This is a genomic window from Chryseobacterium sp. LJ668 (genome assembly GCF_019613955.1).
Taxonomy (GTDB): domain Bacteria; phylum Bacteroidota; class Bacteroidia; order Flavobacteriales; family Weeksellaceae; genus Chryseobacterium.
The window spans coordinates 2176120-2200764 of sequence record NZ_CP080443.1 but is presented as its reverse complement, the minus strand read 5'-3'; the positions used below and the strand labels follow the sequence as shown (position 1 = coordinate 2200764).

Sequence of the window (24645 nt, the reverse complement as noted above, 5' to 3'; positions counted from 1 at the left end):
CAATTATTTATCAATAAAAGTTTTAAACCACAATTCAACACAAACAGCTCTGAAAATAACCCTTTCACCGCTATTCTTATCCATCCTATTATTAATAAAATACTCTAATTCAGTACTATTAAAAATATTACGTGCCTTCGATTTTTCACTTAGCAAGATGCTTTTTAATAATTCTTTATTTTCTCTAAAAAATTTATCAACTGGTGATGGAAAGCCCAGTTTTTTTGCATCTTCATAAATATGTTTAGGCAGATCATCCTTCATTGCTTCACGAAGAATATATTTTCCTTTGCCATCATTAATTAAATACTCTGCAGGTAATGTATAACAGAAATTAACAAGTCTGTAATCCATAAATGGTAATCTGGATTCTAATCCGAATGCCATAGATAAAGCATCACCATAATGTAGAAGATTCACCAAAGTTGTCTGATGTGATTCTTGCAATTGATTTTTTAAAGGTGAATTTGATGAGTTTTTTGTTTTTTCGGGATAAGAAACCGTCTTAATATGACCATCAAAAATGTTTTCATACTTTAGAACATTTCTCCTTATGAATGTTCGAACCGCAATTGGCAGATTGGCTCTTAAGTAAAGTGTTGCAATACTTTTTATATTGTAATTTTTATTTAGAAGTGAAAATTGCTTTAAGAAATTTTTAATATTTCCTTTTCCTAATTGCTCTTTTAAAAATGATCCTCCGAAACTAGCAATATATCCTCCCAGCAATTCATCAGCTCCCTGCCCTTCCAGTAATACCGTAACTTTTTTTGTGGATTGCTCGTATACTCTCCACAGTGGAAAAATAGATGGTGAAAGGTGACCAGATTCTAGATGATAAATGATCTCTTCTAAAACCTCGAGGTAATTTTCGCCATATTTAATTATTATTGGATTTCCAGTTAAATCTAATGCTTCATTCGTTTTTTTTGCATTTGCATATTCATCATCTTTAAAATCTGGAAAATGTGCAGTAAAAGTATCATGTTCTCCTTTGAAAAAAGTACGTACGCTTGAGACAATACTTGACGAATCTAAACCACCGGATAAAGTTGTTCCCACAGGAACATCACTTCGCATTCTAAGCTTCACGGCGTCGTCAAATATTTCTTTGAATTTAATCTTTGCATCATTAAAAGAAATGTCTATGGTATCTGTAGGAAAATCATAGTATTTTTTTATTTTAACATCACCATCAACGATATACATATTGTGTCCCGGCATCAATCTTTTAATACCTTCGAACCAAGTCTCTTCAATCTCACCGCAAATTCCTTCTCTGCAGAATAAGCCGATAGAATTATAATTTGGTACTTTGAGAGCAGGATCGTATTCTAGAATAGATTTAATTTCGGAGCAAAAAATCAGTTTCTTTTTGTCGTAATAATAATTAAATGGTTTTACTCCAAAACGGTCTCTGGAACAAAATAAATTTCCTGTTTTTTTACAAAGAATGGTAAAAGCCCACATACCATTAAATTTTTCAACACATTTATCTTTCCAATAATCATAAGCATGTATGAGAACCTCTGTATCACTGTTTGTAGTGAAGCTGTAACCCGCAGTTTTTAATTCTTCACGAATTTCAATATAATTGTAGATTTCACCATTAAATACAACACTGTATTTATCTGTTTCCATAGGCTGATTTGCCACGTCTGACAAATCTATTATGGAAAGTCTTGCATGTCCCAGAGCAATAGCTTCGTCGTTATAGAAGACAACTTTTTGAAAATCGGGACCTCGATGATTAATTTTTTTTACAGCAGCCAGAGATCTATCTCTTGATACTTTTTGTCGGTCAAAATTATAAACGCCAAATATTCCACACATAATAATTAATTCAAATTTAATTTACTCGTTGCAGCAATTGTTAAAAACAACATAACAGAAAAAAATGGATCCATATAAAAAGATGTTGAAACCATTGAAGAGATAACACTGAACACAAAAAGGCATGCTATCCAATTGATTGAGCTGCGCATCTTAATTATTTTATAAGAACTAGCAATTCCTTTAATCATTAATACAATGAGCAGCAGTCCGCCTATCATTCCTAAAGACATAAATACATCAATAATCATATTGTGAGTATTAATTCCTTTTCCACTTTCGGGATATAAGACAAAATAATTTCCAAAGAGTGGATGATCTAAAAACTGATTGATACCACCAATAAAAAGTTCGCCTCTATCGGAGGAATCATTTTCATACAGAGAAGCTTCTACCCTCAATTTTAAAGTTGGAGAGAGAAAACCGAGAAGATCTATAATGTATTGCTGAAAAACTATAATAAAAACACAAGAGAACAGGAATGTTAAAATCGCTACAACAGGATTTTTCCGGGCTGCGATAAAGTAAAAAAAGGTAACGATAAATAAACTTAAGAGAGGACCTCTACTAGCCGCTCTTCCTAATGTAGCAAAGCCTAACAAAATAACTGCAATAACTATTATTTTCATAAATAGTTTCCGACTTCTTACAAATAAAAAACCTCCAAGAATAATTGATTTCGCACCTACTTCTCCATATGAGATAGGATTTAAACCAACATTCCCCGTCAAACGACTATTTTCATCTAACATGGAAGTATCAAAAAGTGATGCAATCATACTTATCACTAAAAATATCACACTGAATTTCAAAACTTTGTTGAAATCTATGTACTTATAGCTCAGTACTATAGAAAGAAAAGGCATAAATGAAATAAAGAAAACATAAGAGTAATAAAGAAATTTGGATTCTCTGGTAAAATAATCATCAAATCTGAAACTTAAATCAAAAACAATTCTAGCAATATAAAGAATCCAAAAGAAAATTAAAACCTTGACCCAATTATTAAGATTCAATTTTCTATTTATTAATGAAAAAATAATGATTAACGAAAGTACCAGCACAAAAATTCTGTAAGGAATCGTTACCATCTGCGTCATACTTGCCGAAACAATTTTCAGCGGTAGAAAAAAAGTAGTAATAAACGAATAACCCGCAATCGTAAGAATAAGATTGAGACTGGAACAAAAAGATATAAATTTTGAGAACTTCATTATTTAATACTTTTCCATTTTACGATTTTATTAAAAATAATTTCAAATGATTTTATCCCGAATATATATATTAATAAAAATTCGATTATTCTTCTTTTGCTTTTGATAAATATGAAATCCCAATATTTTATTTCCATATCAGACTTTATAATTTTATCATCAAAATCTTTCATGACGCTGGATGAAAGATAAGAACTGTAAAATAATTTTTCGCCAAATTCCTGGGCTATAGAAATGATATTTCTGTCAAGTATTACTTGTTGTAATATCTCCTTAATACTTCTATTGGGCACATCTTTCTCAGGGTACCCAAAATTATTTGTATCTACCCCTAAAAACCCCGGTGATTTATTATCCCGCGGATCAATAATCGCTGTAGCACATCTTTGTGAAATACTATTAACACTTGCAGTGCCCTGCCCTATAAAGATATCTACTTTCTTAAACAATATTGACGGTATCGGATGAACATAACCCGGGAAAAAAATTGCTAAATTTTTCAGATTAGGATCTCTGGATTTTAAACTTTCCAGTATTCTCGCATCACTACTGTTTCCGATTATTACAAGCAAAAATTCTAAATCGTAGCGTTCTTTTGCCAACTCAATAATTTCTTCTATGAGATTGACCAAATATGTTTTGTCTAATCTTGCTATGGAAAGTATTTTTAAATCTGCATCATTACCTGTTACTTCATCAATAATAGATAAACTCTCATTGCCGGAAATTTCCTCAAGATCAAAAGGTATATTGATAAAATTATTTTCTTTTTCTGATAAGCTTCTGTTTAAGATAATTTCTAATGATTTGCTTGAAACGCCAAACAATTCATTTCTCTTTAGTTTAAAATTAAAAAAATTATTAAAATTTATTCCATCTTCATTTTTAACTTTATCCTCATTTAGTAAGTAGATAATATTTTTACTCTTTGTCTGTTTAGAAACCAATTCAGCATAAACACCTGTAGATATAGAATGCGATTCTATGACATCATATCTGTTTACTTGCAAAAAACTAACAATTTTTTGAACAACTGACTTCCATCTTGCTTTTGTAAACATCGATGGCAGAAAATTTATTTCCGGTACAATAAGTATATCAATTCCTTCAAACTCTTTTTGTAATGTAAAATTATCGTTAGAACCTGCGACAACACAAACTTTTATATTCCTTTTTAATAGATGTTTAATTCTTCTTACCGTATAAAGCTGAGATCCGCCTAGATCTCCAATACTTTGTGTCATTATACAATAAGATTTTATGTCTTTTCTAAACATCCCTATTTCTTTAGAATTTTTTGTATGATCGATGATATATTCATTCTACTATTCAGATCATGATATACTACAATCATCATAAAAACTGACACAAAACATCCTGCTATATACGTGTACAAATTATAATCAAATATCTCAAAAATAGTGAAGATAATCATAGCAATAGCGCTGTACTTTCCCAACAATTTCCAAAAACTAACAGTATAAGTAAAATTATATTTCTTTTTAGCTACCAAATAAACCATAATGAAATATATCAAATAATTTAAAGTAAAAGCCAAGCCAATACCTTCCAATGAAAAGTAGTAGAATAAAATAATCATTGATAATAATGATATTAAATTTATTACTAACTCATTCATTAAAAATCGTTTTCCATCACCTTTTGCTAAAAACATGTAGCTTATTGCCCAGGATGATGCCTTAAAGAATGAGCCCAACAACATAATTCTTGTCATTGGAACAATGCTTAAAAAATCTTTGGTATATAAAATTTGAATAATGAATGGCAAAAACGTTATCATTATACAAATAATCGGTGCTAGAATAATCAACGCTATTTCGGTCTGCTCGGTAACAATTGATCTTGTTTCATCACCATTTCCCGACGCTTCTGATAAACGAGGAAAATAATCAGTTCCCATTGCGGTAAGAACAACACCAACATAACTTGCATTAATCGTCCAGCCGGCTTGATATAAACCTACAATCTCCGTACTACTGTATCTTGTGATAAAAGCTTTTACAATAAATTCTACTAGAGAAACAGCAATTGCACTTATTGACAACATGATACCCAGACGCGCTGTACTTTTACCTAACTTATAAATCTCTCTCAGAGATTGTTTTTCAAAAGTAAAATCTAATTTTCTTAGAAAAAAATTTGAAAAGATTACCATCACTAATGATGATAATATTAATGATGGGATGATCCCTTTTTCAGCAAAAAAATAAAAAAAAGGAATTGATACAATGAGCCCTATCAAAGAACCTGCAATATTTACTTTTGCCAAGGATTTCAAATCTCTGAACCCCTGTATAACGGCAAGATCGCCATTATTTATCGTTTGAAATAAAACACAAACAGAAAGTAACATAATAGGAACTGTATACTCATAATTATCAAAAGATATTTTACATATAATTGAAGATAGCCCTATCATAACTACCATTCCAATTACGCCTGTCGCTACAAACCATTTGTATATCGCACTAACGACTAAATTTCTTTTATCTGGCTTTTCTGAACCGATTACGGAAATGTCGCGTACAGCACTATTAGCCAATCCTAAGCTTGAAAGTGACTGTACAAAAGTTATTATCGTATTATACATGCTTATAATTCCAAAACCAAATGGCCCCAAAAGAATTGCAACAAGCTTAAATCTAACCAAATTGATAACTATCCTGATAACCTGTACGCCACCAAATATGCTTGTTGATTTTAAAGCAGTTCTATAACCGGTTGATTTACTCATTATAATTATTAATAAAACCAATTACCATCTCCACATCCTCATCAGTCATCACCGGGCTTATGGGTAAACTCAGCACCTCATTGTGAATCTTCTCTGTAATCGGGAATATCAGATCATTCATTTCTTGATACGCCTCTTGCTTATGCGGAGGAATCGGATAATGAATCAATGTCTGAACACCATTTTCGGCAAGGTAATTTTGAAGCTTTTCTCTGTCTTGAATTCTGATCACAAATAAATGCCAAACGTGCTCATTTCCGTTTATCGGTAATTGAGGAAGAATAATGTTCGGATTTTTTATCTTTGAAATATATTTTTCTGCAATTTCGCGTCTTCTGGTATTTTCTGTATCAATATATTTAAGCTTAACATCTAAAACTGCCGCCTGTATCTCATCAAGTCTAGAATTTAACCCCTGATAAATGTTGATATATTTTTGATTTGAACCATAATTGGCCAATGCACGCATTGCTTTTGCTAAATCATCGTCATTTGTAGTAATGGCTCCTGCATCACCTAAAGCTCCCAAGTTTTTCCCGGGATAAAAACTGAAACCTGCAGCATCTCCCAAATTTCCGGCCTTTATGCCTTCCCATTCTCCGCCGATTGCCTGTGCGTTGTCTTCTATAATTTTAAGCTTATGCTTTTCTGCTAAGTTTTTAAGCTCTTCTGAATAAACAACCTGACCATATAAATGCACAATCATGATGGCTTTTGTCCGGGAAGTGATTTTCTCTTCGATTTTCGAAATATCAATATTGAAATTTTTCTGATCTGGTTCTACTAAAACCGGTACCAACCCATTGTCTGATATGGCCAAAACCGATGCGATATAAGTATTAGCAGGTACGATCACCTCATCCCCTTTCTGCATAATTCCCAATTCAATATACGCACGAAGAATCAATCTCAGGGCATCCAAACCATTGGCTACACCAATTGCATGTTTTGCTCCAATATATTTCACTAGATTTTCTTCAAAATTTTTCACTTCATTGCCCAACAAATACCATCCTGAACGAAAAGTTGTAAGAATTCTTTCTTCAATTTCCTGCTGATAAGCAAGGTTTATTTTCTGTAGATCTAAAAATTTAATCATCTCTTGATATAAGTTAAAATATGTGAAACTTTACCCAATTTGCATCCTAATTTCTCGTAAGAATGAATCACTGCTTTATTGGTGGAAGCAGGGTGCATCAATGCAAATTCTGCTCCCTGTTCTCTTAAATGATATGCCATCTCAGAGATCAATTTTACGTACCATCCTTTGTTTGTTTTAGACGATACAGCACTTAGAACCATTTTTGAAACTTTAGTCTCAATCTCATCCCACCAGCTTTTATTGTATTTTACTGTTAAAAATGAATCTGCGGCAACTCCGTTTTCATCAGGAACCATTACAAAATCTGCAAATCCCTTAACGGATTCTTCTGCAAATACTCCAAGAAAACTGTCTGCAATCACAGAATCGTATGATATATCCGCATGAAATCTATCAAATGGATTTACCATTTCTGAAGACACTTTTTTAAGATTAGGAATATCTGATTCGACTGCTTGTCTTACAGGATATCTTTCATTTTCAAAAGAGTTCAGATCAAGATAATAGGTCATCCTTGTTTCTACCATCCGAAACATGCTCTCATTTAATGCCTGAATAACAAAAATATCTTCAGAAGGAATTTCAATAAAGATATAATTGTCTTTGACAACATCTTCTTTAAAAGCTGATATTGCCTCAAGTAAGTTGGAATAATTACTTTCTTCAAACAGAATATAATTCAGTTTATAAGTAGGCATTTTAAAAAAATCACTATCCCATTTTAAAAATTCGTAAAAGAAATTATAAATAGAATCACCGATTTTTTTACTGTAAATTTTATCATTCGCTCCAATCTGAGAAAGGATATCATTTTTAACAAAATATTCAAATGATTTCTCAGCACTATTTCTGAAAAAACTTGTCGGTGCATAATGCATCAATTCGTTTTTTCTGAATTCTATTTGGTTTTCAACTGATGCTGTATTCATATCAATGCTCCGTTTAAATCAACTGATGAGCCGTTTATATATTCACAGTTAATAAGATAATCAACGGTTCTGAATATATCGATAGGCTCGCATAATTTTTTCGCAGGTATCTGTTTTACAAGGGCTTCAAGAAATTCTTGTGGCACTTGATTGATCATGCCCAACTCACTGTAGCCCAAATTTATATTATTGATCGTGATATTGAGCCCTGCATTTTCTTGTGCTAAAGATTTTGACATTCCCCATAATGCAGATTTAGATGCAGCATATGCGCTGATTCCCGGTGTGCCTTTAGTTGCAACTACAGAAGAAAAATTGATGATTCTTCCAAATTTTTGAGCGCGCATAATGGGCAGTACAGCTCTGATACAATTAAAAGTACCTACAAGATTAACATCAATAACTTTTTTCCAGGCTTCAGGATCTGATTTGTGGGCAAAAGAATTGTAAGTTATGCCTGCGCAATTTATAAGCGTCACATTTTCAAGAGATTCTATATTTTTTTCAACCCACTCTGAAACTTGTGTATAATCTGTAACGTCAATCTTTGAAAGTTCGTTAGTTGAGGAAGCGGTACTGTTATAAGTACCTAAAACTTTATAATCCAGAGATTTGTATTTCTCATATAGAAAATTACCTATTCCTTTTGAAGCTCCAATTACTAAAATCATAATCTTTTTATTTATTACTTAATCTACATCCATCTAATGATAGATGCTCCATATGTCCATCCACTTCCTACTGCAACAAAAAGAATAATATTTCCTTTTTTTATTTTTCCTGCTCTATGCAATTCATCCAGTAAGATAGGCAATGTACCTCCTGAAGTGTTGGCATACTTATCCATATTGGTCATCACTTTTTCAAAAGGCAGTCCGATAATTTCAGCGGTCTTTTGTAATATTTTAATGCTAGGTTGATGAGGGACCATTAAATCTACATCGTCAATTGACAAGCCGGTATCTTCCAGAACCTGCATTATTGCTTTTGGAAGTACTTTTGTTGCTGTTTCGTAGACTGCACTACCATTCATTTGAAAGAAGTGCTTTTTTTCTTCTATGGTCTTTGAATTTGCAGGAAACTCAGACCCGCCACCCGGAATTGTGAAATTTTCTTTTCCTCTACCGTCAGAGTAAAGACGGTAAGCAAGAAAACCGCCATCATCCTCACAATGTGAAATTACTGCAGCACCAGCTCCATCACCAAAAAACACTGCATCTCTTCTTGACCAATCTGTAATTTTTGAGAATGTATCGGCACCGATAATAAGTACATTGTCATACACTCCACTTGCAACATATTGCGATGCTACAGACATACCAAATAAAAATCCGCTGCAAACAGCAGATATATCAAATGCTGCAGCATTATAAGCCTGCAGCTTGTCTTGAACGATACATGCGGTAGAAGGTGCTAAGCGATCGGGAGTTGCTGTTGCAACAATAATTAAATCTATATCATCTTTTGTAAGCCCAGCGTTGCTGATTGCTCTTTCACCAGCTTTCCAGGCCAGATCACTTGTAGCTTCGGCATCGCTAGCGATTCTTCTTTCTTTAATTCCTAAATTTTCAAAAATCCACTCTGCACTTGTTGGCAGGATAGTTTCTAAATACTCGTTGGTATATATTGTTTCCGGAACAAAAGAACCTGTTCCTATAATCTTAACGTTTCTTACTAGCTGCTTCATTTATTTTACAAATTCTAAAAAATTACTGTAATCTCTGATATAATCATTTTCATTATAAGTGTGCGATGCCAAAACCAGGCAGATCGCTCCGGAAGAAAAATTTATTTCTGAAGCCCAGACTCCAGGAGGTATATGCAGGCCTATATTGGGTCTGTTAAGAAATACCTGTCTTTTGTACTGACCATCATCTAAACTAACTTCATAACTACCACTTGCAGCAATAAGAAATTGATGACATTCTTTGTGTGCATGTGCCCCACGACTTTCGCCACCGGCTATATCATATAGATAAAATACTCTTTTAACGCTGAAAGGAAAGCCCGAATTGTTTTCTACAACCGTCAGGTTTCCTTCCTCAAAATTGATTTTACCTAAATCAATTATCGAACAATCAAATACCGATAATTTATCCATTTTTTAAAATTTTAAATTCTTCAAAATCTCTGATATAATCTGCTTCGTCATAAGATCTGTCTGAGACAAGTAGTGCAACTGAATTGGTTGAAAAATTTTCTAATTTCCGCCAATACATTTTAGGAATATACAAGCCGTCATATGATCGGTTCAGAGAAAACCTTTCTTCATTTTCGCCATCATTTAAAACTACATCAAAACTGCCTGAAAGAGCAACAATAAATTCTTGCTGTTCTCTGAATGCATGGCTACCTCTTACTTCACCGCCGGGTACATCATAAATCCAATACGTTCTTGCGATTTCAAAGGGCAACTGATTAGGGTATTCGAAAAAAGATAAATTCCCTCGTTTATCCAGAATTTTAGGAAGATTAATTTTCTGTTTTTCCATAACTATAGAATTAGATTCCGCAAAAATTCAAAATAACCTGATCTTCTCTGAAAGTAATATTTTTAAACTCATTATGAGCTACCAACAGAGCAACTATGTCTGCTTTTTCTACTGCTTCCCGATAATCTGTAATCTTAAAAATATTGTGAGTATGAATGTTGGGCTCTACAATAAAATACTCGTCATCATTAGCATCCTGCAAAACTCTCTGAACGATATATTTTGCGGGTGATTCTCTTAAATCATCAATATTTGGCTTAAATGCCATTCCCATCAAAGCAATTTTTGGTTCTCTATTATTTTTTAGCTGAAAATCTTTTTTAGCTTCTTTTATCTTTTCGGCACACCAAAATGATTTATGATTGTTTACCTCTCTAGCTTTACCAATAATTCTGGATTCTAAAGGATAATCTGACACTATGAAGTATGGATCTACAGCAATACAATGACCACCTACTCCACATCCTGGCTGTAAAATGTTTACTCGCGGATGCTTATTGGCAAGATCAATTAATTCCCAAACATCAATTTCTGCTTTATCACATATCAGCGACAATTCATTGGCAAATGCAATTTGTACATCACGTGATGAGTTCTCAACAAGTTTGCACATCTCTGCGGTACGAGCATTCGTTGCATGCAAATTACCTTTTACAAATTGACTGTAAAACTCTATCGCTTTTTGAGTAGATGCTGTATTTACACCTCCAATTACTCTGTCATTATTCACGAGCTCGTACATTACATTTCCAGGCAACACTCTTTCAGGACAATATGCTAAGAAAATTTTATCTACAAGTTCTGGTCTTTTCGTAAAGATCAGATCCATCATTTTTTCTGTAGTTCCAATTGGGGAGGTCGATTCGATAATATATAAATCTCCTTCTTTAAGTAATGGTATAATACCTTCTGTAGCAGCCTGAACATATGAAATATCCGGTTCATGATTTCCTTTAAAAGGAGTAGGCACTACAATCAAATACGTATCTGCAGCAACTGGAGTAGTATTTGCAACCAAATACCCTGTTTGTACAACCTTTGTCACAATTGTTTCTAAATCCGGTTCTACAATGTGTATTTTTCCGGCGTTAATTGTATCAACGACACTTTGCGAAATATCAACGCCATGAACGGAAATATTATTATCGGCAATTAGAGCGGATGTTGGTAAACCTATATAACCTAATCCTATAGTTACCACTTGGATTTTCTTCATATTTTTGTTTTAATAAAGTCTACTATTCTCTGAGAAGCTTTGCCATCACCATAAGGATTATGTAAAGCACTCATACTTTCATAGCGTTGTAAATTATCTAATAAACTTTGAGTTTCAGAAACAATTTTATTTTTATCTGTACCCACTAAAATGACTGTTCCGGCATCAACAGCTTCTGGACGTTCTGTAGTATCACGCATCACCAGGACCGGTTTTCCTAAACTTGGAGCCTCCTCTTGTACACCACCTGAATCTGTAATAATAATATATGCTTTATTCATTAGCCAAACAAAAGCCGGATAAGCTAATGGATCAATTAATTTTATATTTTCAATATTTGATAAAATTTCATAAACAGGTCCTTTCACATTTGGATTTAGATGTACAGGATAAATAATCTGAACGTCAGGATTAGTAGTTGCAATCTCCTTCAGACCTTTACAAATATCAATAAAACCCTGACCGTGATTTTCTCTTCGATGACCTGTAACAAGAATTAATCTTTTATTTGGATCAACTATATTGTTGAGTAGCTTAATCTCTGAATTATCCAATTTATCTACTTTGTCAGTACTTTCTAACAATGCGTCAATAACAGTGTTTCCAGTAACTAAAATAGTACTTACATCAATATTTTCTTTTAACAAGTTATTTTTTGATTCTAAAGTTGGAGCAAAATGATAATCTGCCAATCGACCTGTAACCTGACGGTTTATTTCCTCTGGAAAAGGAGACCTTTTATCATGAGTTCTCAGCCCCGCTTCAACATGACATAATTTAGTTCCTGAGTAAAAGGCAGCTAGTCCACCAGCCATTGTTGTAGTGGTATCACCATGAACATAGACAAAATCTGGACTAAAATCATCCAAAACCGTCTTCAGTTCTGTAATGATATTTGCAGTGAGTGTAAATAAGTTTTGATTTGGTTTCATCAAATTCAGATCGTAATCAGGTATGATTTCAAAAAAATCTAAAACTTGATCCAACATTTCTCTATGTTGTGCAGTTACACAAACCTTTACATCAAATTGGGGATATTTTTTAAATTCTTTTACCAAAGGAGCCATTTTTATAGCTTCTGGTCTGGTACCAAATATAATAAGGTGTTTTGTTATCACTAGTAGTTAATTATAGTCTTTTATTTACTTTATTTTTGTTTAGCACTCCTTTTACATCATAAATGATAGAGTTTTCTTTCAGAGAAGCACTAAAATCAAGGTCAAGAAATTCCTCATGTGCCACTGTAAGGACTATTGCATCAAATTTTTCTGTAAGCCCTTTATTTATCTGAAGATCATCCAGATTTTGATGAGAAATAATTTTATATTCATCAAGAACTTCTTTAGGATCAGCCCAAGGGTCACAAGTAACCACATCAACACCATAATCCTGTAAACTAGTAATTACATCAACAGCTTTAGAATTTCTAATATCGGGGCAGTTTTCTTTGAAGGTGATTCCTAAATTCAAAACTTTTGCTCCCTTTATTTTTATATCGCTTTTGATCATTAATTTTACAACCTGAGAAGCTACAAATGCTCCCATAGAGTCATTGAGTCTTCTGGCAGCTAAAATCAATTCTGAATAATATCCAATTTCCTGCGCTTTTTGTGCTAAGTAGAACGGATCTACACCTATGCAATGTCCGCCAACCAACCCAGGTTTAAACTTCAGAAAGTTCCATTTAGTACCTGCAGCTTCCAAAACATCGTGGGTGTCAATATCCATTAAAGAAAAAATCTTTGCCAGCTCATTCATAAAAGCAATATTGAGATCACGTTGTGAGTTTTCAATTACTTTCGATGCCTCTGCCACTTTAATTGTTGGCGCTAAATGTGTGCCTGCAGTAATAACAGATTTATATAAATTATCTACAACTTTTCCGATTTCTATAGTAGAACCCGATGTAACTTTTAAAATTTTATCAACTGTGTGCTCCTTATCTCCTGGATTAATTCTTTCGGGTGAATATCCAACAAAAAAATCCTGATTAAATTTCAAACCTGAGACCTTCTCTAATACGGGCACACATTCTTCTTCTGTTACTCCCGGATAAACGGTTGATTCGTAAATAACAATGTCATTTTTCTTCAATACATTACCGATCGTCTCGCTAGATTTATACAAAGGAGTTAAATCTGGTCTGTTATGTTTATCTATAGGTGTAGGAACTGTAACAATATAAATATTTGCACCTGCAATATCATTGATATCTGATGAACAATATAATCCTGTAGTTTCTTGTACTTGAACATGTGAATCTGAATCACTTACATCAACACCCAAATCAGCAATCAAAGGATTACTTTTTATTAAAGCTGACTGCAATACCTCTTCAGAGATTTCCTGAGTAGAATCAAAACCCTGATTGAGCTGCTTGATACGCTCTGCATTGATATCAAAACCTACAACCGGATATTTTGTTGCAAAAAGACGAGCCAGGGGCAACCCTACATATCCTAACCCAATAACTGCAATTCTATGTTTTTTATTCATCTATATTTACAACTATTTCAATGCTGAAATTCGTAATTATTTTTTAAAAATCTTTTCCAGGAAAGATTTCTTCTGATCAGTACCATAGCCATAGCCATATTTGTATCCGTAACCATAACCACTATTCATTTTGCTAACATCATTAAGGACCAAACCTACATTTTTGATTTTCTTGTCTTTAATCTGCTTATTGATAAAACCAATCAATTCTTTTTCGGTATATCCTGATCTTGTAACGTATACTGTAGCATCTGCAACGTCCGAAATTAAGAATGAATCTGTTACCAGCATCAACGGTGCCGTATCTAAGATTATATAATCGTAGGTCTGTTTTAATCCATCAATCAGTTCTTGGTATCTCCCATTTGATAATAATTCTGTCGGGTTAGGAGTAATTGCACCAGAATAAATAACATCACAATATGGGTTGAAGGTAGTCTGATGAATAATCTCAGTTATTGTCATTTGGTCATCATACATAAATTCTGATAAGCCTACCAAGCCTCTTCTGCTCTCGTTGTATCTTTGTAATTGAGGATTACGAATATCTGAACCTATGATTACCACTCTTTTACGAGGGGTAGCCAAAGTAAGTGCTAAATTAACAGAGGTAAAAGTTTTTCCTTCACCTTTTACAGTTGAGGTCACAAATATCACATTCCCTTTTTTGTTTTTAGGCAACATAAAATTGATATTTGTGATTAAGATTCTGAATGCTTCTGCCAAAGGTGATAAATCATTTAGCTGAACGATTTCCGGATCGCCTTTTTCTAATGATGGTAACTCTCCAATTACAGTTGCTCCTACTGCCAGTTTTTCTAAATCTTGTTTAGATTTAATTTTATTATTAAATAATTCCAGCAGATATATAATAATAAAAGGTAAAAGTAAACCGGCGACTATTGCTCCTAAGTAAGTAATCTGTGTCTTCGGTGAAACAACACTTGTAGTTAATGCATCATCAACTACTCTAGCTTTTGGTGCAGCAATTGCCAAAGAAATTGCAGCTTCTTCTCTCTTTTGTAATAGTAAAAGATATAATTGTTCTTTGATATTCTGTTGTCTTTCTATACTTCTGAAAAGTTTTTCCTGAACGGGAATCTTAGAAATCCTTCCTGCTAATCTATTTTGTTCAGACTGAATATTATTTTTTGCAATCTGAAGTGCTGATCTGCTTTTTTGCAAACTTTGTAACACAGAACTTCTGATACTGTTAATCTGCTTTGTAACATCCTGTACCATCATATTGGCGCTTGTAGAATTTTCTAACAGTCTTGCTCTTTCTGTTACCAATTGGTTGTACATTCCAATATTTGTGTTAGAATCTGCATCTGTAAGACCTACATTTAATGGTAAAACTTCATAATTGCTATGTCTGTTTAAATTTCCTATCAAACTGTTAACCAATTCAAGCTGAGATTCATTAGCTATTTGCTGCTGACGAGTGGTGGCAGCTGTCTCTAATGATAATTCGGCTTCAGATTGAATATCTGCGATATTATTCTGAACTTTAAAATTTTCTTTCTGAGACTCTACCTGACCTAGCTCCTTACTAATCAAAGTTATTCTTTCGTCGATAAATGCGGCTGTTTTTTGTGCCTCCGAATTTTTATCTAAAATAGCTTCACGATTATAATTGGTAGCCAGCCTGTCTAAAATATCTTCTGCTTTTTCAGAAGAAGGATGATTGAGGCTTAGTTTTATTACAGTAGCATTTTTTTCTACTAAACTTACTTTTAAGTCAGATAGTAACAATCTAGCTCTGTTCATAGAGGACATAAACTCAAGTCGGTAATGCAGCGCTTTCCCTGAATTGGCGATAGACTTAGAATCTTTCTGAAACATTACAACACCAAAGGGCATTGAGCACGCTTTATTGAAAAAAGCTTCTATAGGCGCTTTAAAGCTTTCTGATTCTAGAATGATTTTATCTCCCTGTACCGTAGCAAAAACTTGCTGTGTAGGATAAATGCCTTTATGCTTTTCACTAATAACCCTTACAATAAATGGTGCGGTATCCTTATACAATTCCGTATCTTTCAGCTTACCTTTTGAAAAGATACCTGTCTCTAGACCCAACTCTTTCACAACAGAGACCATGAGTTTTTTAGATTTAAAAATCTCAATTTCGTTATCTACAGAGTTTGTTCCCATTCCTCCTACACCGCCAATCTCAGAGATCACAGACATGTCGGGCTGTCCGGATGATGATTTTTTTACTTCTTTAATAAGCAAAGTAGATTCTATATTATATACCGGGATGGTATATCTTAAAAAAAACCATGCAGCCAGTATAGCCATCATTGCTCCTAGAATAAACCAATACCATTTAAAAATATATGGTTTAATTATTTCTCTAATATTGAGTGACTCTTCCTGAGTTTCTTCTTGTGTTTGATTATAATCCACTATAAAGAATGATTATTCGTATTATTAATTTTTTGTAAGCGCTAAAACTCCAATAACTAGAGAAGCTATTACTGAAGCTACAGAAATATATAAGCCGGTATTTGGGTCAACTCTTGCTGACTTTTCTCTCACTGTATTGGGCTGTACATATATCATATCGTTCTGCTTCATATAGTAATAAGGAGAATTGATAAATTGTGCACTGGTGATATCAATCCTCTGCTGTGTAAATTTCCCGTCTACATTTCTTACAATCAAAATATTGTTTCTAACACCATAAGGTGTTAAATCTCCCGCCAAACCCAGAGTCTGTAAAAGAGTAATATTTCCGTCAGGTATTACATAGGTTCCAGGTTTTGCAACCTCTCCCAGAACTGAAACTTTAAAGTTAATCAACTTGATATTAACTACGGGGCTTTTCACATATGTAGAAATTAAACCTGCCAGCTTTTCTTTTAATGTTTCAATATTTTCATCTTTGGTATTTACCTGGCCAATCTGTGGAAAATCAATATTCCCATCCGTATCTATTGTATACATAGGTCCGGAATCAGGAGCTGGCTGAAGCTGGGAATTACCATTTGGTGTGGAGTACTGTGTTACTGTAGATGTTGACGAATAATTTTGATTAAATGGCTTTACTACATCAAGATCTTTAGCTGAAACCATGATGATCAGTTGGTCACCCGGCTGTAAATTACTTCTGCTGTTTTTAATCGAATTATCAAGAGCAATACTCTCGATATCTTTCATATAATTAATTTCCTGCCTTGGTGTACAAGAAAATACTGTTAAACTTAAAGCTCCGTATATGCAATATTTTTTAATATTCATTCTAAATATATTTTTCACAAAAGTAGGGTTATTATTCTTTAAACAAAATATGTTTTTTTATGTTGGTTTTGTTTAGATCCGTTCATCAGAAGAATCCACATTATTCTATGTTCTCAAAAGCAAGATCTTCTGTATTCTCTAATTTTTTTTGATCGAGAATTTCGTATTCAGAATTGTTACTGATAAACTCCGGGACAATTTTTTTCAATAAAGTCACTACCTGTACTTTATCTCTTTTTACAGCAGATTTAATAATTTGTTTGAATAAAATTTCAATATCATCAAATCTGACAGTTGGATCTTTAGAAATCATGATTTTTTCGTGATGAGTAGGAATTGTGGTAGCATCATTGCTTAACAGCTCTTCAAACAATTTCTCACCCGGTCTGAGCCCGATGAATTTAATTTTTATCTCTTCATCCGGGGTGAAACCCGATAGCTTTATCATTCTTTTGGCTAAATCTAGTATCTTAACCGGCTCACCCATATCGAATACGTAAATTTCTCCTCCATTTCCCATAGTTCCTGCTTGTAAAACCAATTCGCAAGCTTCAGGAATAGTCATGAAATATCTGATAATATCGGGATGGGTGATTGTCACAGGACCCCCTTTTTCGATCTGCTTTTTAAAGTGTGGGATCACAGAACCATTTGAACCCAATACATTACCAAAACGGGTAGTGATGAATTTTGTAGAATTACCTTCTGAGTTTTGTAAAGACTGCACAAATAATTCTGCCGTTCTTTTGGATGCCCCCATTACATTGGTGGGATTAACTGCCTTATCGGTAGAAACCATTACAAAACGGTTGACTTTGTATTTTTTTGAAAGCAAAGCCACATTTTTTGTTCCTAATACATTAACGAAGATCGCTTCGTGCGGGTTTTCTTCAATCAGAGGAACATGTTTATATGCTGCTGCATGGTAAACCATTGAAAACTGGTAGGTTTCAAACAATGTTTCCAGACGGTAACTATTGGAAATATCTGCCAGGACAAATTTAAAATTCTGACTCGGGAATTTTTCTAATAATTCTAATTCTAATTCGTATAACGGAGATTCTGCCTGATCCAGAACTACAATTAAAGAAGGTCTGAACTGCGCAACCTGTCTTACAATTTCGCTGCCAATAGATCCCGCTCCACCTGTCACCAACACATTCTTTTCAGCATGTCTTTTGATGACATCTCCATTTTCAATTTTAATGGGTCTTCGGTTTAGTAAATCTTCAATCTGAAGCTGACGGATACCGCCTACTAAATCTGAATCTCTCATTTTGCTTACTGTAGGTGCCTTCAAGACTTTTAAGCCATGATCTAGCGCCAAGGTCATCCATTCTTCAAGCTCATGTTTGGTCATGATCTCTTTGATAATTAAAACGGCATCAAATTGTTTTATTAAATCTCTATTCCTGAAAAAACGGTCGCTGTTATATATTTTTTGTCCCAATAATACAGCCTTATGAGAATCTGATCTTTTAGTAAGAAAACCCTCCAAACGGTAAGGATAATTAGGATTATGTAAAATAGCTCTTGCTAAAGATACTGATGCATCTCCTACCCCAACTACTGCAATTCTAATTTTAGATGATGAGCCTTTAAAATCAATTAAAATATTAAAAAACTGTTTGGTGATCATTCTGAAAAAGAACATCATCGATACAGAGATCAAAAAATATAAAAAAAGATTAGGATACAGATACAAAGATTCGCCCATCCAGAATTCTGTACAATAATTTAGAAATAAAATAGTTATTAATGTACTACCGGAAGATAATATTATTTTGAAAAAATCAAAAAAAGTGGAATGTCTGATAATACCTGCATAGGTTTTAAAGACAAACATAAATGTTATATTTACAAAAATCAGCAAAAGTCTTTGCTCAAATATATAATTTGGAAAGTTGATTTTAACGTGAAGCCTATCTAAAAAAAAGTATGAGAGGAATATAGATACTAAAACAATAAAGAGATCAATAAGTATGACCGTCCACCTAGGCATATACCTTAGCTCTGTGAGTTTCACAATATTATCCCCATTGTACAAAGCAGTAAAAGCGTCGTTAAGCTTTTTCAACATTTTGGTGTTTTATTATTTTGGCAAATATAATCATATTATTCTGATTAAAAAATGACTTATTACATATAATGGCTCTGAAAGAGTTTCTTCATCAATTTTAACATTCTTGTAATGTATGAGATGAAAAATTAACTATCATAAATCAAAATTAAATACAAAGGTATAAATTTATAATCATAATTTGTAATTTATAGAATATTCTTACCAATAAAACATTAACAATACATTCTTATTTATTTCACTGTTATTATATAAATGCTGGTGAATAATTAATAAAAATCCCTCGAAATTAATTATTCAGAGGGATTATAGAGATATAAGATTTATTATTTGGCAATCTTTTTCTTTTGTGCATAAGTAAATATCATTGCTGCAGCTACAAGAAAGAGAACTGGGATATACTGATCAACCGGAGCCGGATCTGCAGGATTACCAGGAAAAACATCTCCTTCAGGCAACTCTTCTGTCTCATATACATATGAATTATTATCAGAGGTTTGCTGCTGCGCACTAGCAAAACCTGAAATGATAATGGTACAAATTATTATTATTCTTTTCATCATTTGATTATTTAATTAATTTTTTAGAATATTCTTTACCTTGAGAAACTGCCTTCAAAATATACATTCCTTTAGCATCCAGTTTTACACGTACCAGTTTTGAATTGGCGGCATTGATCTGTGTAATTTTTCTCCCTGCAGCATCAAATACCATTACTGTTTCTATATTCTTATCATTTCTTACCACAAAATCTTCACCATCTTTGTATACCTCAAAAGCATTTTTTTCAACCTCTGATGTTGCTAGAACATCTAATTTATAAACGATCTCGAATCTGTTGGTAATCTCACCGGAATTTGCACTAAAGCTATACGTTCCATTTTGAAGATTGGTATAAGTTCCGGCAACCTTATCGTGAAGATAAACAGCCTGTCCATTATTAAAAACCCCTTCTTTCTGAACTAAAGAAATTACAAAATTACCAGTCTGAAAATGCTTAGCTCCCACAGGTACTACATCATCCGTATCAAAAGCTGATTTACCCTGGATCAGTAATTTCTGCGCATCTGCCATGGTATAGAACGCATCAGATCCTGTTGCAATTGCTTTGGAGTCATAATTATCATAGGCATCAGAAGCCGGAGATAAGTAAGCAACAACAAATGTATTGTTTGTATTGTATGAAGAATTGATTCTCAACCAAAACTTACCCTCTGTAGATGAATTGTTTTTATTAAAGAATGTTCCTGTAGTTGCCACTCTCATATCATTGTTAAAGCCTAAAGAAGTGTCTGTAGGTGTAGTCACTGTCTGAACAAAGAATCCTTGTCCTATGTTCGCAACGTTTCCTGTAGGAACAGGGACAACATTTGGTGCAGGAGCCCATGCCTGAGTTAAAGCATTATAGGTTGCATAGCCGATATTTACAGAAGTAGTTCCGCCCTGAGTAGTAACAGAATTGCTTGTATTATCCCAGAAATAGAATGTATTTGTAATTCTTCCTGTATTTGCAGTATAGAAAGCATCCAGATTTAAATTAGAAGGATAAGGATTCCCAACCAAATTATGTCCGCTCCCTGTTGTAGCTAAAGTATAAGTCTGTGTACCATTGTTTGGTGTTCCTGCAAATGATACATTAGCAACCGCAGGAGTTTTGATAGAGTATCCTTTACCAACAACTGATGTTGTAGAAGCAGCATTCACAAAATAATCTGTGGTTGTGTCGTATTCTGTTATAAATGAAGGCGTATTTCCTACACCATAAATCGATGTTAAATTCTGAGATGCCACAGGAGAAGACCAGAATGCATATTTACTTGGCGCACTTGCTCCGCTTTTGTTCACTGTGAAAGTTCCTGCACCCGAATAAGTTCCTGTTGCAGTCTGGATTAAATTTCCACCGTCATTTACGATAACCGCACCGTTGTTGGTAAGATTACCGGTAGTAACGGTTTGCCCGGAATTAATGGTTAAAGTGAAAGTAGAATTTACCGTAACAGATTGAGCTGTAAATCCTGCTCCATTGTAGTTACCGGCAATTACAGCATCTGTGCTTGCCGTTGGTGTTCCGCCTACCCATTGAGATCCATCCCATGTTGGAGGTAAAATGGAACTTGTAACAGAAATATTATCAATTTGAAATTTATCTCTATTTCCTGAACCCGTAGCAGTAGTACCTGCATGGTTATAAAAACGTATTCTAGCCGTAGAAGTATTATTAAATTCCGGTGGAAGTGCAATAGATGTTATAGAACCTGTGTTGTTACTTACCTTATCTAATAACTGAGCCGCAGATAATTCAGTAAATGTAGTACCATTAGTACTCCAAAAAACTCTAAGGGAAGTAGGACGTGTTCCATTACTATTATCTATTGCTGCCCAATCGAAACTTAAAGTCTCTGCTTTTCTACCTGTAAAATTTAATAATAAATCTATTGCCACAGCTTCTGGAGTGGCACTTGACCCAGTAGAGAGGAACTGTATTGTACCTGAAGGTTTCTGAAGACCTCCAGATGTTGTCGTAGTGATTGTCGCAGACGATTTTGTAGTTCTTGTTCCTGATGTCACCTCGTTACCAGTACCACTAATTCCAACACTTTGCCAGTTATTTGCGTCTGTTCCGGTATAAGTATTTCCACTTACTGTCCAAGTTCCAGACAAGTCCCACGTTTTATCCCCTGAAGACATTAAATAAGCAGTTTGTCCCCAACTCCAGACTGAGAATAAAGTCATCAAAAATGCCGCAGACATCTTCGATAATTTTTGTAGTTTTAAATTCATATAATTATTTTTTTTTCGTCAGACAAAACTAGTCATTTAGAAAAGAAAATAACAAACTTAAAATTACATATATGTTAATTATCAGTTACTTGCAGGATCATATCGTACTCAAAACCACGGCTTAGGAGATATTTAATGGTCTTTGATTTTTTCTGATATAATGATAATCCATTTAATTTTGAGGAGTAATTTTCGTATATTTTTTTAATTATGTTTAGGTAATCCTCATCATCAATTTCGTCAAAACACTTAGTTATTAACTTTTCCGTGATGCCTTTTTGCTTTAAATGAATCTTAATTTTTGTTTTTCCCCAATGTTTAATATTAAATTTTCCGCGAATATAGCTTCTGGTGAATCTTTCTTCATTCAGATAATTTTCTTTCATTAAATATAAAAGAATTTCCTCTTTCGCTTCAGGAATCAATACAAATTCCCGCATCTTCTGCTCCACCTCGGCATGACAGCGATCCTGATATACGCAGTAATTGACCAATTTTTGTTTAATTTCGGTAAAAGTGAAAAGTTTCTTTTCGTTTTCCATTTCAGTTTCTTAAAATCTTAAATCAAAAAAGGCGCAAAAAATTTGCGCCTTTTAATATGTATGGTAAATATTAATAATTGAACAAGGCTTTTCCTTCCATTAATTCGTTTACCTTTTTTCTGACTTCAGAGATTGTTTCTTCGTTTTTAATATTGTCTACCACTTCGGAAATTAATTCCGCAATCGTATTCATATCGTTTTCTTTCAGACCTCTTGTTGTAATCGCCGCAGTTCCCAGTCTGATCCCGGAAGTGGTGAACGGAGACTTATCATCAAACGGAACCATATTTTTATTGCAAGTGATATCTGCTTTTACCAAAGCTTTCTCGGTTTCTTTTCCGTTTACGCCTTTATTTCTAAGGTCTACCAACATCAGATGATTATCTGTTCCGCCACTTACAATATCAAAACCTAGCCCTACCATTGCTTTTGATAACGCTTGAGCATTGGCCTGTACCTGTTTTGCATATGTCAGGAACTGGTCATCAATCGCTTCAGCAAATGCAACCGCTTTACCAGCAATCACATGCTCCAAAGGGCCACCCTGGATTCCCGGGAAAACAGCACTGTCTAGAACCTGGCTCATCTGTTTGATTTCTCCTTTCGGAGTTTTGTGACCGTATGTGTTTTCAAAATCTTTACCCATCATGATCATTCCGCCTCTTGGACCTCTTAGCGTCTTATGAGTAGTTGTTGTTACAACATGGCAATGCTCGAATGGATTATGTAATAAACCTTTTGCAACCAATCCTGCAGGGTGTGCAATATCTGCCCAAAGTGTTGCTCCTATTTCGTCTGCAACCTCTCTGAATTTTGCATAATCCAAATCTCTTGAATACGCTGAGAAACCTGCAATTAACATTTTTGGTTTTTCTCGTAATGCCACTTCCCTCATTTGGTCATAATCGATCAGACCTGTTTCCTGCTGAACGCCATAAGAAACTACATCGTACTGAATTCCTGAAAAATTCACCGCAGAACCGTGGGTAAGGTGGCCTCCCATAGAAAGATCCATCCCCATGATTTTATCTCCCGGCTTCAAAACTGCTAGATAAATTGCAGCATTTGCCTGAGAACCGGAATGCGGCTGAACATTTACATAATCAACTCCGAAAAGCTGCTTTGCTCTGTCAATCGCCAACGTTTCAACCTCATCTACAACTTCACAACCTCCATAATATCTCTTTCCCGGATACCCTTCTGCATATTTGTTGGTCAGCACACTTCCCATCGCTTTCATTACATTTTCAGAAACAAAGTTTTCTGAAGCAATAAGCTCTAATCCGTGGGATTGTCTTTCTCTCTCTTTTTCGATAAGGTCAAAAATAATGTCCATTTATTTTTAAATTTTTAAATTTTGAATCCCAAAAATACGGAATTTCATACAGATTACCGTATTCATTCTGAGGATTTTTATTTCGAAAGTATTTTAGTTTAAATCTTTTGATCATAAATTCTGATCAATAAATTCTTTACAATACTTTTTGATTTCTTCCCTTACTATGCTGAATTGTTCCTTTATTTCATCTGTTGTTCCTGAAGCTTTAGCAGGATCAGAAAAATTATAATGAAACATTTTTGCAGTGGTAGGAAAATACGGACAGCTTTCTTTAGCATTATCACATACTGTGATTACAAAATCGAAATCTATATTTTTATATTCATCAATCGCATTTGAAGTATGATCAGAAATATCAATTCCCGCTTCCTTCATTGTTGCAATTGCTTTGGGATTGACCCCGTGAGTCTCGATTCCGGCACTGTAGACTTCTGCTTTGCTTTCTGCGAAAGTTTTAAGAAAACCATGAGCAATCTGGCTACGACAGCTGTTTCCTGTACAAAGTACCAATATTTTCTTTTTCATCTTAAACAAATAACCAAATGACATTAATGATGCAGAATTTAGGATCAAAACCAAAAATAAGCTGAAGAACAATTACCGAAGATATGATGATGATCTGT

At 33.9% G+C, this 24645-nt stretch carries 21 protein-coding genes; all 21 read right to left on the bottom strand.

The annotated features are described in order from the left end of the window. Positions 1 to 3 precede the first annotated feature (3 nt). The 21 genes from asnB to K0U91_RS10200 all read right to left on the bottom strand — a co-directional run bounded on the left by asnB (position 4) and on the right by K0U91_RS10200 (position 24547). Positions 4 to 1833, bottom strand: coding sequence for an asparagine synthase (glutamine-hydrolyzing) (gene asnB / locus K0U91_RS10300; RefSeq protein WP_220179563.1), 1830 nt, complete (start codon positions 1831 to 1833; stop codon positions 4 to 6). A gap of 5 nt (positions 1834 to 1838) precedes the next feature. Beyond that, on the bottom strand, positions 1839 to 2612 hold the full coding sequence (locus K0U91_RS10295) for an O-antigen ligase family protein (protein WP_220179562.1): 774 nt from the start codon (positions 2610 to 2612) through the stop codon (positions 1839 to 1841). Positions 2613 to 3046: 434 nt separating this feature from the next. After that, the gene (locus K0U91_RS10290) at positions 3047 to 4324 is read right to left on the bottom strand and encodes a glycosyltransferase family protein (RefSeq protein ID WP_220179561.1); all 1278 of its coding nucleotides are present in this window, start codon (positions 4322 to 4324) and stop codon (positions 3047 to 3049) included. A gap of 2 nt (positions 4325 to 4326) precedes the next feature. Then, the gene (locus tag K0U91_RS10285; RefSeq protein WP_220179560.1) at positions 4327 to 5802 is read right to left on the bottom strand and encodes an O-antigen translocase; all 1476 of its coding nucleotides are present in this window, start codon (positions 5800 to 5802) and stop codon (positions 4327 to 4329) included. Then, a complete protein-coding gene (locus K0U91_RS10280) occupies positions 5795 to 6901 on the bottom strand; it encodes a DegT/DnrJ/EryC1/StrS family aminotransferase (protein WP_220179559.1) in 1107 nt (368 codons plus the stop codon). The genes K0U91_RS10285 and K0U91_RS10280 overlap by 8 nt, the downstream gene beginning before the upstream one ends. Beyond that, complete coding sequence (locus K0U91_RS10275; protein WP_219971279.1) at positions 6898 to 7833, bottom strand: GNAT family protein; 936 nt, start codon at positions 7831 to 7833, stop codon at positions 6898 to 6900. The genes K0U91_RS10280 and K0U91_RS10275 overlap by 4 nt, the downstream gene beginning before the upstream one ends. After that, the gene (locus K0U91_RS10270; RefSeq protein WP_219971277.1) at positions 7830 to 8504 is read right to left on the bottom strand and encodes an SDR family NAD(P)-dependent oxidoreductase; all 675 of its coding nucleotides are present in this window, start codon (positions 8502 to 8504) and stop codon (positions 7830 to 7832) included. Before K0U91_RS10270 ends, K0U91_RS10275 begins: the two co-directional genes overlap by 4 nt. 23 nt (positions 8505 to 8527) lie before the next feature. Beyond that, positions 8528 to 9520: a 3-oxoacyl-ACP synthase III family protein gene (locus K0U91_RS10265; protein ID WP_220179558.1), complete on the bottom strand. Its 993-nt coding sequence runs from the start codon at positions 9518 to 9520 to the stop codon at positions 8528 to 8530. Continuing rightward, positions 9521 to 9934: a sugar 3,4-ketoisomerase gene (locus K0U91_RS10260; protein ID WP_219971273.1), complete on the bottom strand. Its 414-nt coding sequence runs from the start codon at positions 9932 to 9934 to the stop codon at positions 9521 to 9523. It abuts the gene before it with no gap. Beyond that, a complete protein-coding gene (locus tag K0U91_RS10255; protein ID WP_219971272.1) occupies positions 9927 to 10325 on the bottom strand; it encodes a sugar 3,4-ketoisomerase in 399 nt (132 codons plus the stop codon). The genes K0U91_RS10260 and K0U91_RS10255 overlap by 8 nt, the downstream gene beginning before the upstream one ends. A gap of 10 nt (positions 10326 to 10335) precedes the next feature. Beyond that, positions 10336 to 11541: a UDP-N-acetyl-D-mannosamine dehydrogenase gene (wecC, locus tag K0U91_RS10250; protein ID WP_220179557.1), complete on the bottom strand. Its 1206-nt coding sequence runs from the start codon at positions 11539 to 11541 to the stop codon at positions 10336 to 10338. After that, a complete protein-coding gene (wecB, locus tag K0U91_RS10245; protein WP_220179969.1) occupies positions 11538 to 12656 on the bottom strand; it encodes a non-hydrolyzing UDP-N-acetylglucosamine 2-epimerase in 1119 nt (372 codons plus the stop codon). Before wecB ends, wecC begins: the two co-directional genes overlap by 4 nt. A gap of 13 nt (positions 12657 to 12669) precedes the next feature. Further along, a complete protein-coding gene (locus tag K0U91_RS10240; protein WP_220179556.1) occupies positions 12670 to 14037 on the bottom strand; it encodes a nucleotide sugar dehydrogenase in 1368 nt (455 codons plus the stop codon). A gap of 36 nt (positions 14038 to 14073) precedes the next feature. After that, positions 14074 to 16446 carry a GumC family protein gene (locus tag K0U91_RS10235; RefSeq protein ID WP_259429335.1) on the bottom strand — a complete coding sequence of 791 codons (2373 nt, stop codon included), beginning with the start codon at positions 16444 to 16446 and terminating at the stop codon, positions 14074 to 14076. 24 nt (positions 16447 to 16470) lie between these two features. Continuing rightward, positions 16471 to 17280 (bottom strand): polysaccharide biosynthesis/export family protein, encoded by an 810-nt coding sequence (locus tag K0U91_RS10230; protein ID WP_219971269.1) that lies wholly within the window; start codon positions 17278 to 17280, stop codon positions 16471 to 16473. A 100-nt stretch (positions 17281 to 17380) separates the two neighbouring features. Next, the gene (locus K0U91_RS10225; RefSeq protein WP_219971268.1) at positions 17381 to 19360 is read right to left on the bottom strand and encodes a polysaccharide biosynthesis protein; all 1980 of its coding nucleotides are present in this window, start codon (positions 19358 to 19360) and stop codon (positions 17381 to 17383) included. Between the two features lie 326 nt (positions 19361 to 19686). Beyond that, positions 19687 to 19920, bottom strand: coding sequence for a hypothetical protein (locus K0U91_RS10220; protein ID WP_219971267.1), 234 nt, complete (start codon positions 19918 to 19920; stop codon positions 19687 to 19689). A gap of 7 nt (positions 19921 to 19927) precedes the next feature. Beyond that, positions 19928 to 22141, bottom strand: coding sequence for a T9SS type A sorting domain-containing protein (locus K0U91_RS10215; protein WP_220179555.1), 2214 nt, complete (start codon positions 22139 to 22141; stop codon positions 19928 to 19930). Between the two features lie 74 nt (positions 22142 to 22215). Beyond that, positions 22216 to 22683, bottom strand: coding sequence for a regulatory protein RecX (locus tag K0U91_RS10210; RefSeq protein ID WP_219971265.1), 468 nt, complete (start codon positions 22681 to 22683; stop codon positions 22216 to 22218). 70 nt (positions 22684 to 22753) lie between these two features. Beyond that, on the bottom strand, positions 22754 to 24019 hold the full coding sequence (gene glyA / locus K0U91_RS10205; RefSeq protein WP_220179554.1) for a serine hydroxymethyltransferase: 1266 nt from the start codon (positions 24017 to 24019) through the stop codon (positions 22754 to 22756). 111 nt (positions 24020 to 24130) lie between these two features. Further along, positions 24131 to 24547 (bottom strand): arsenate reductase ArsC, encoded by a 417-nt coding sequence (locus K0U91_RS10200; RefSeq protein WP_220179553.1) that lies wholly within the window; start codon positions 24545 to 24547, stop codon positions 24131 to 24133. Positions 24548 to 24645: the final 98 nt, after the last annotated feature.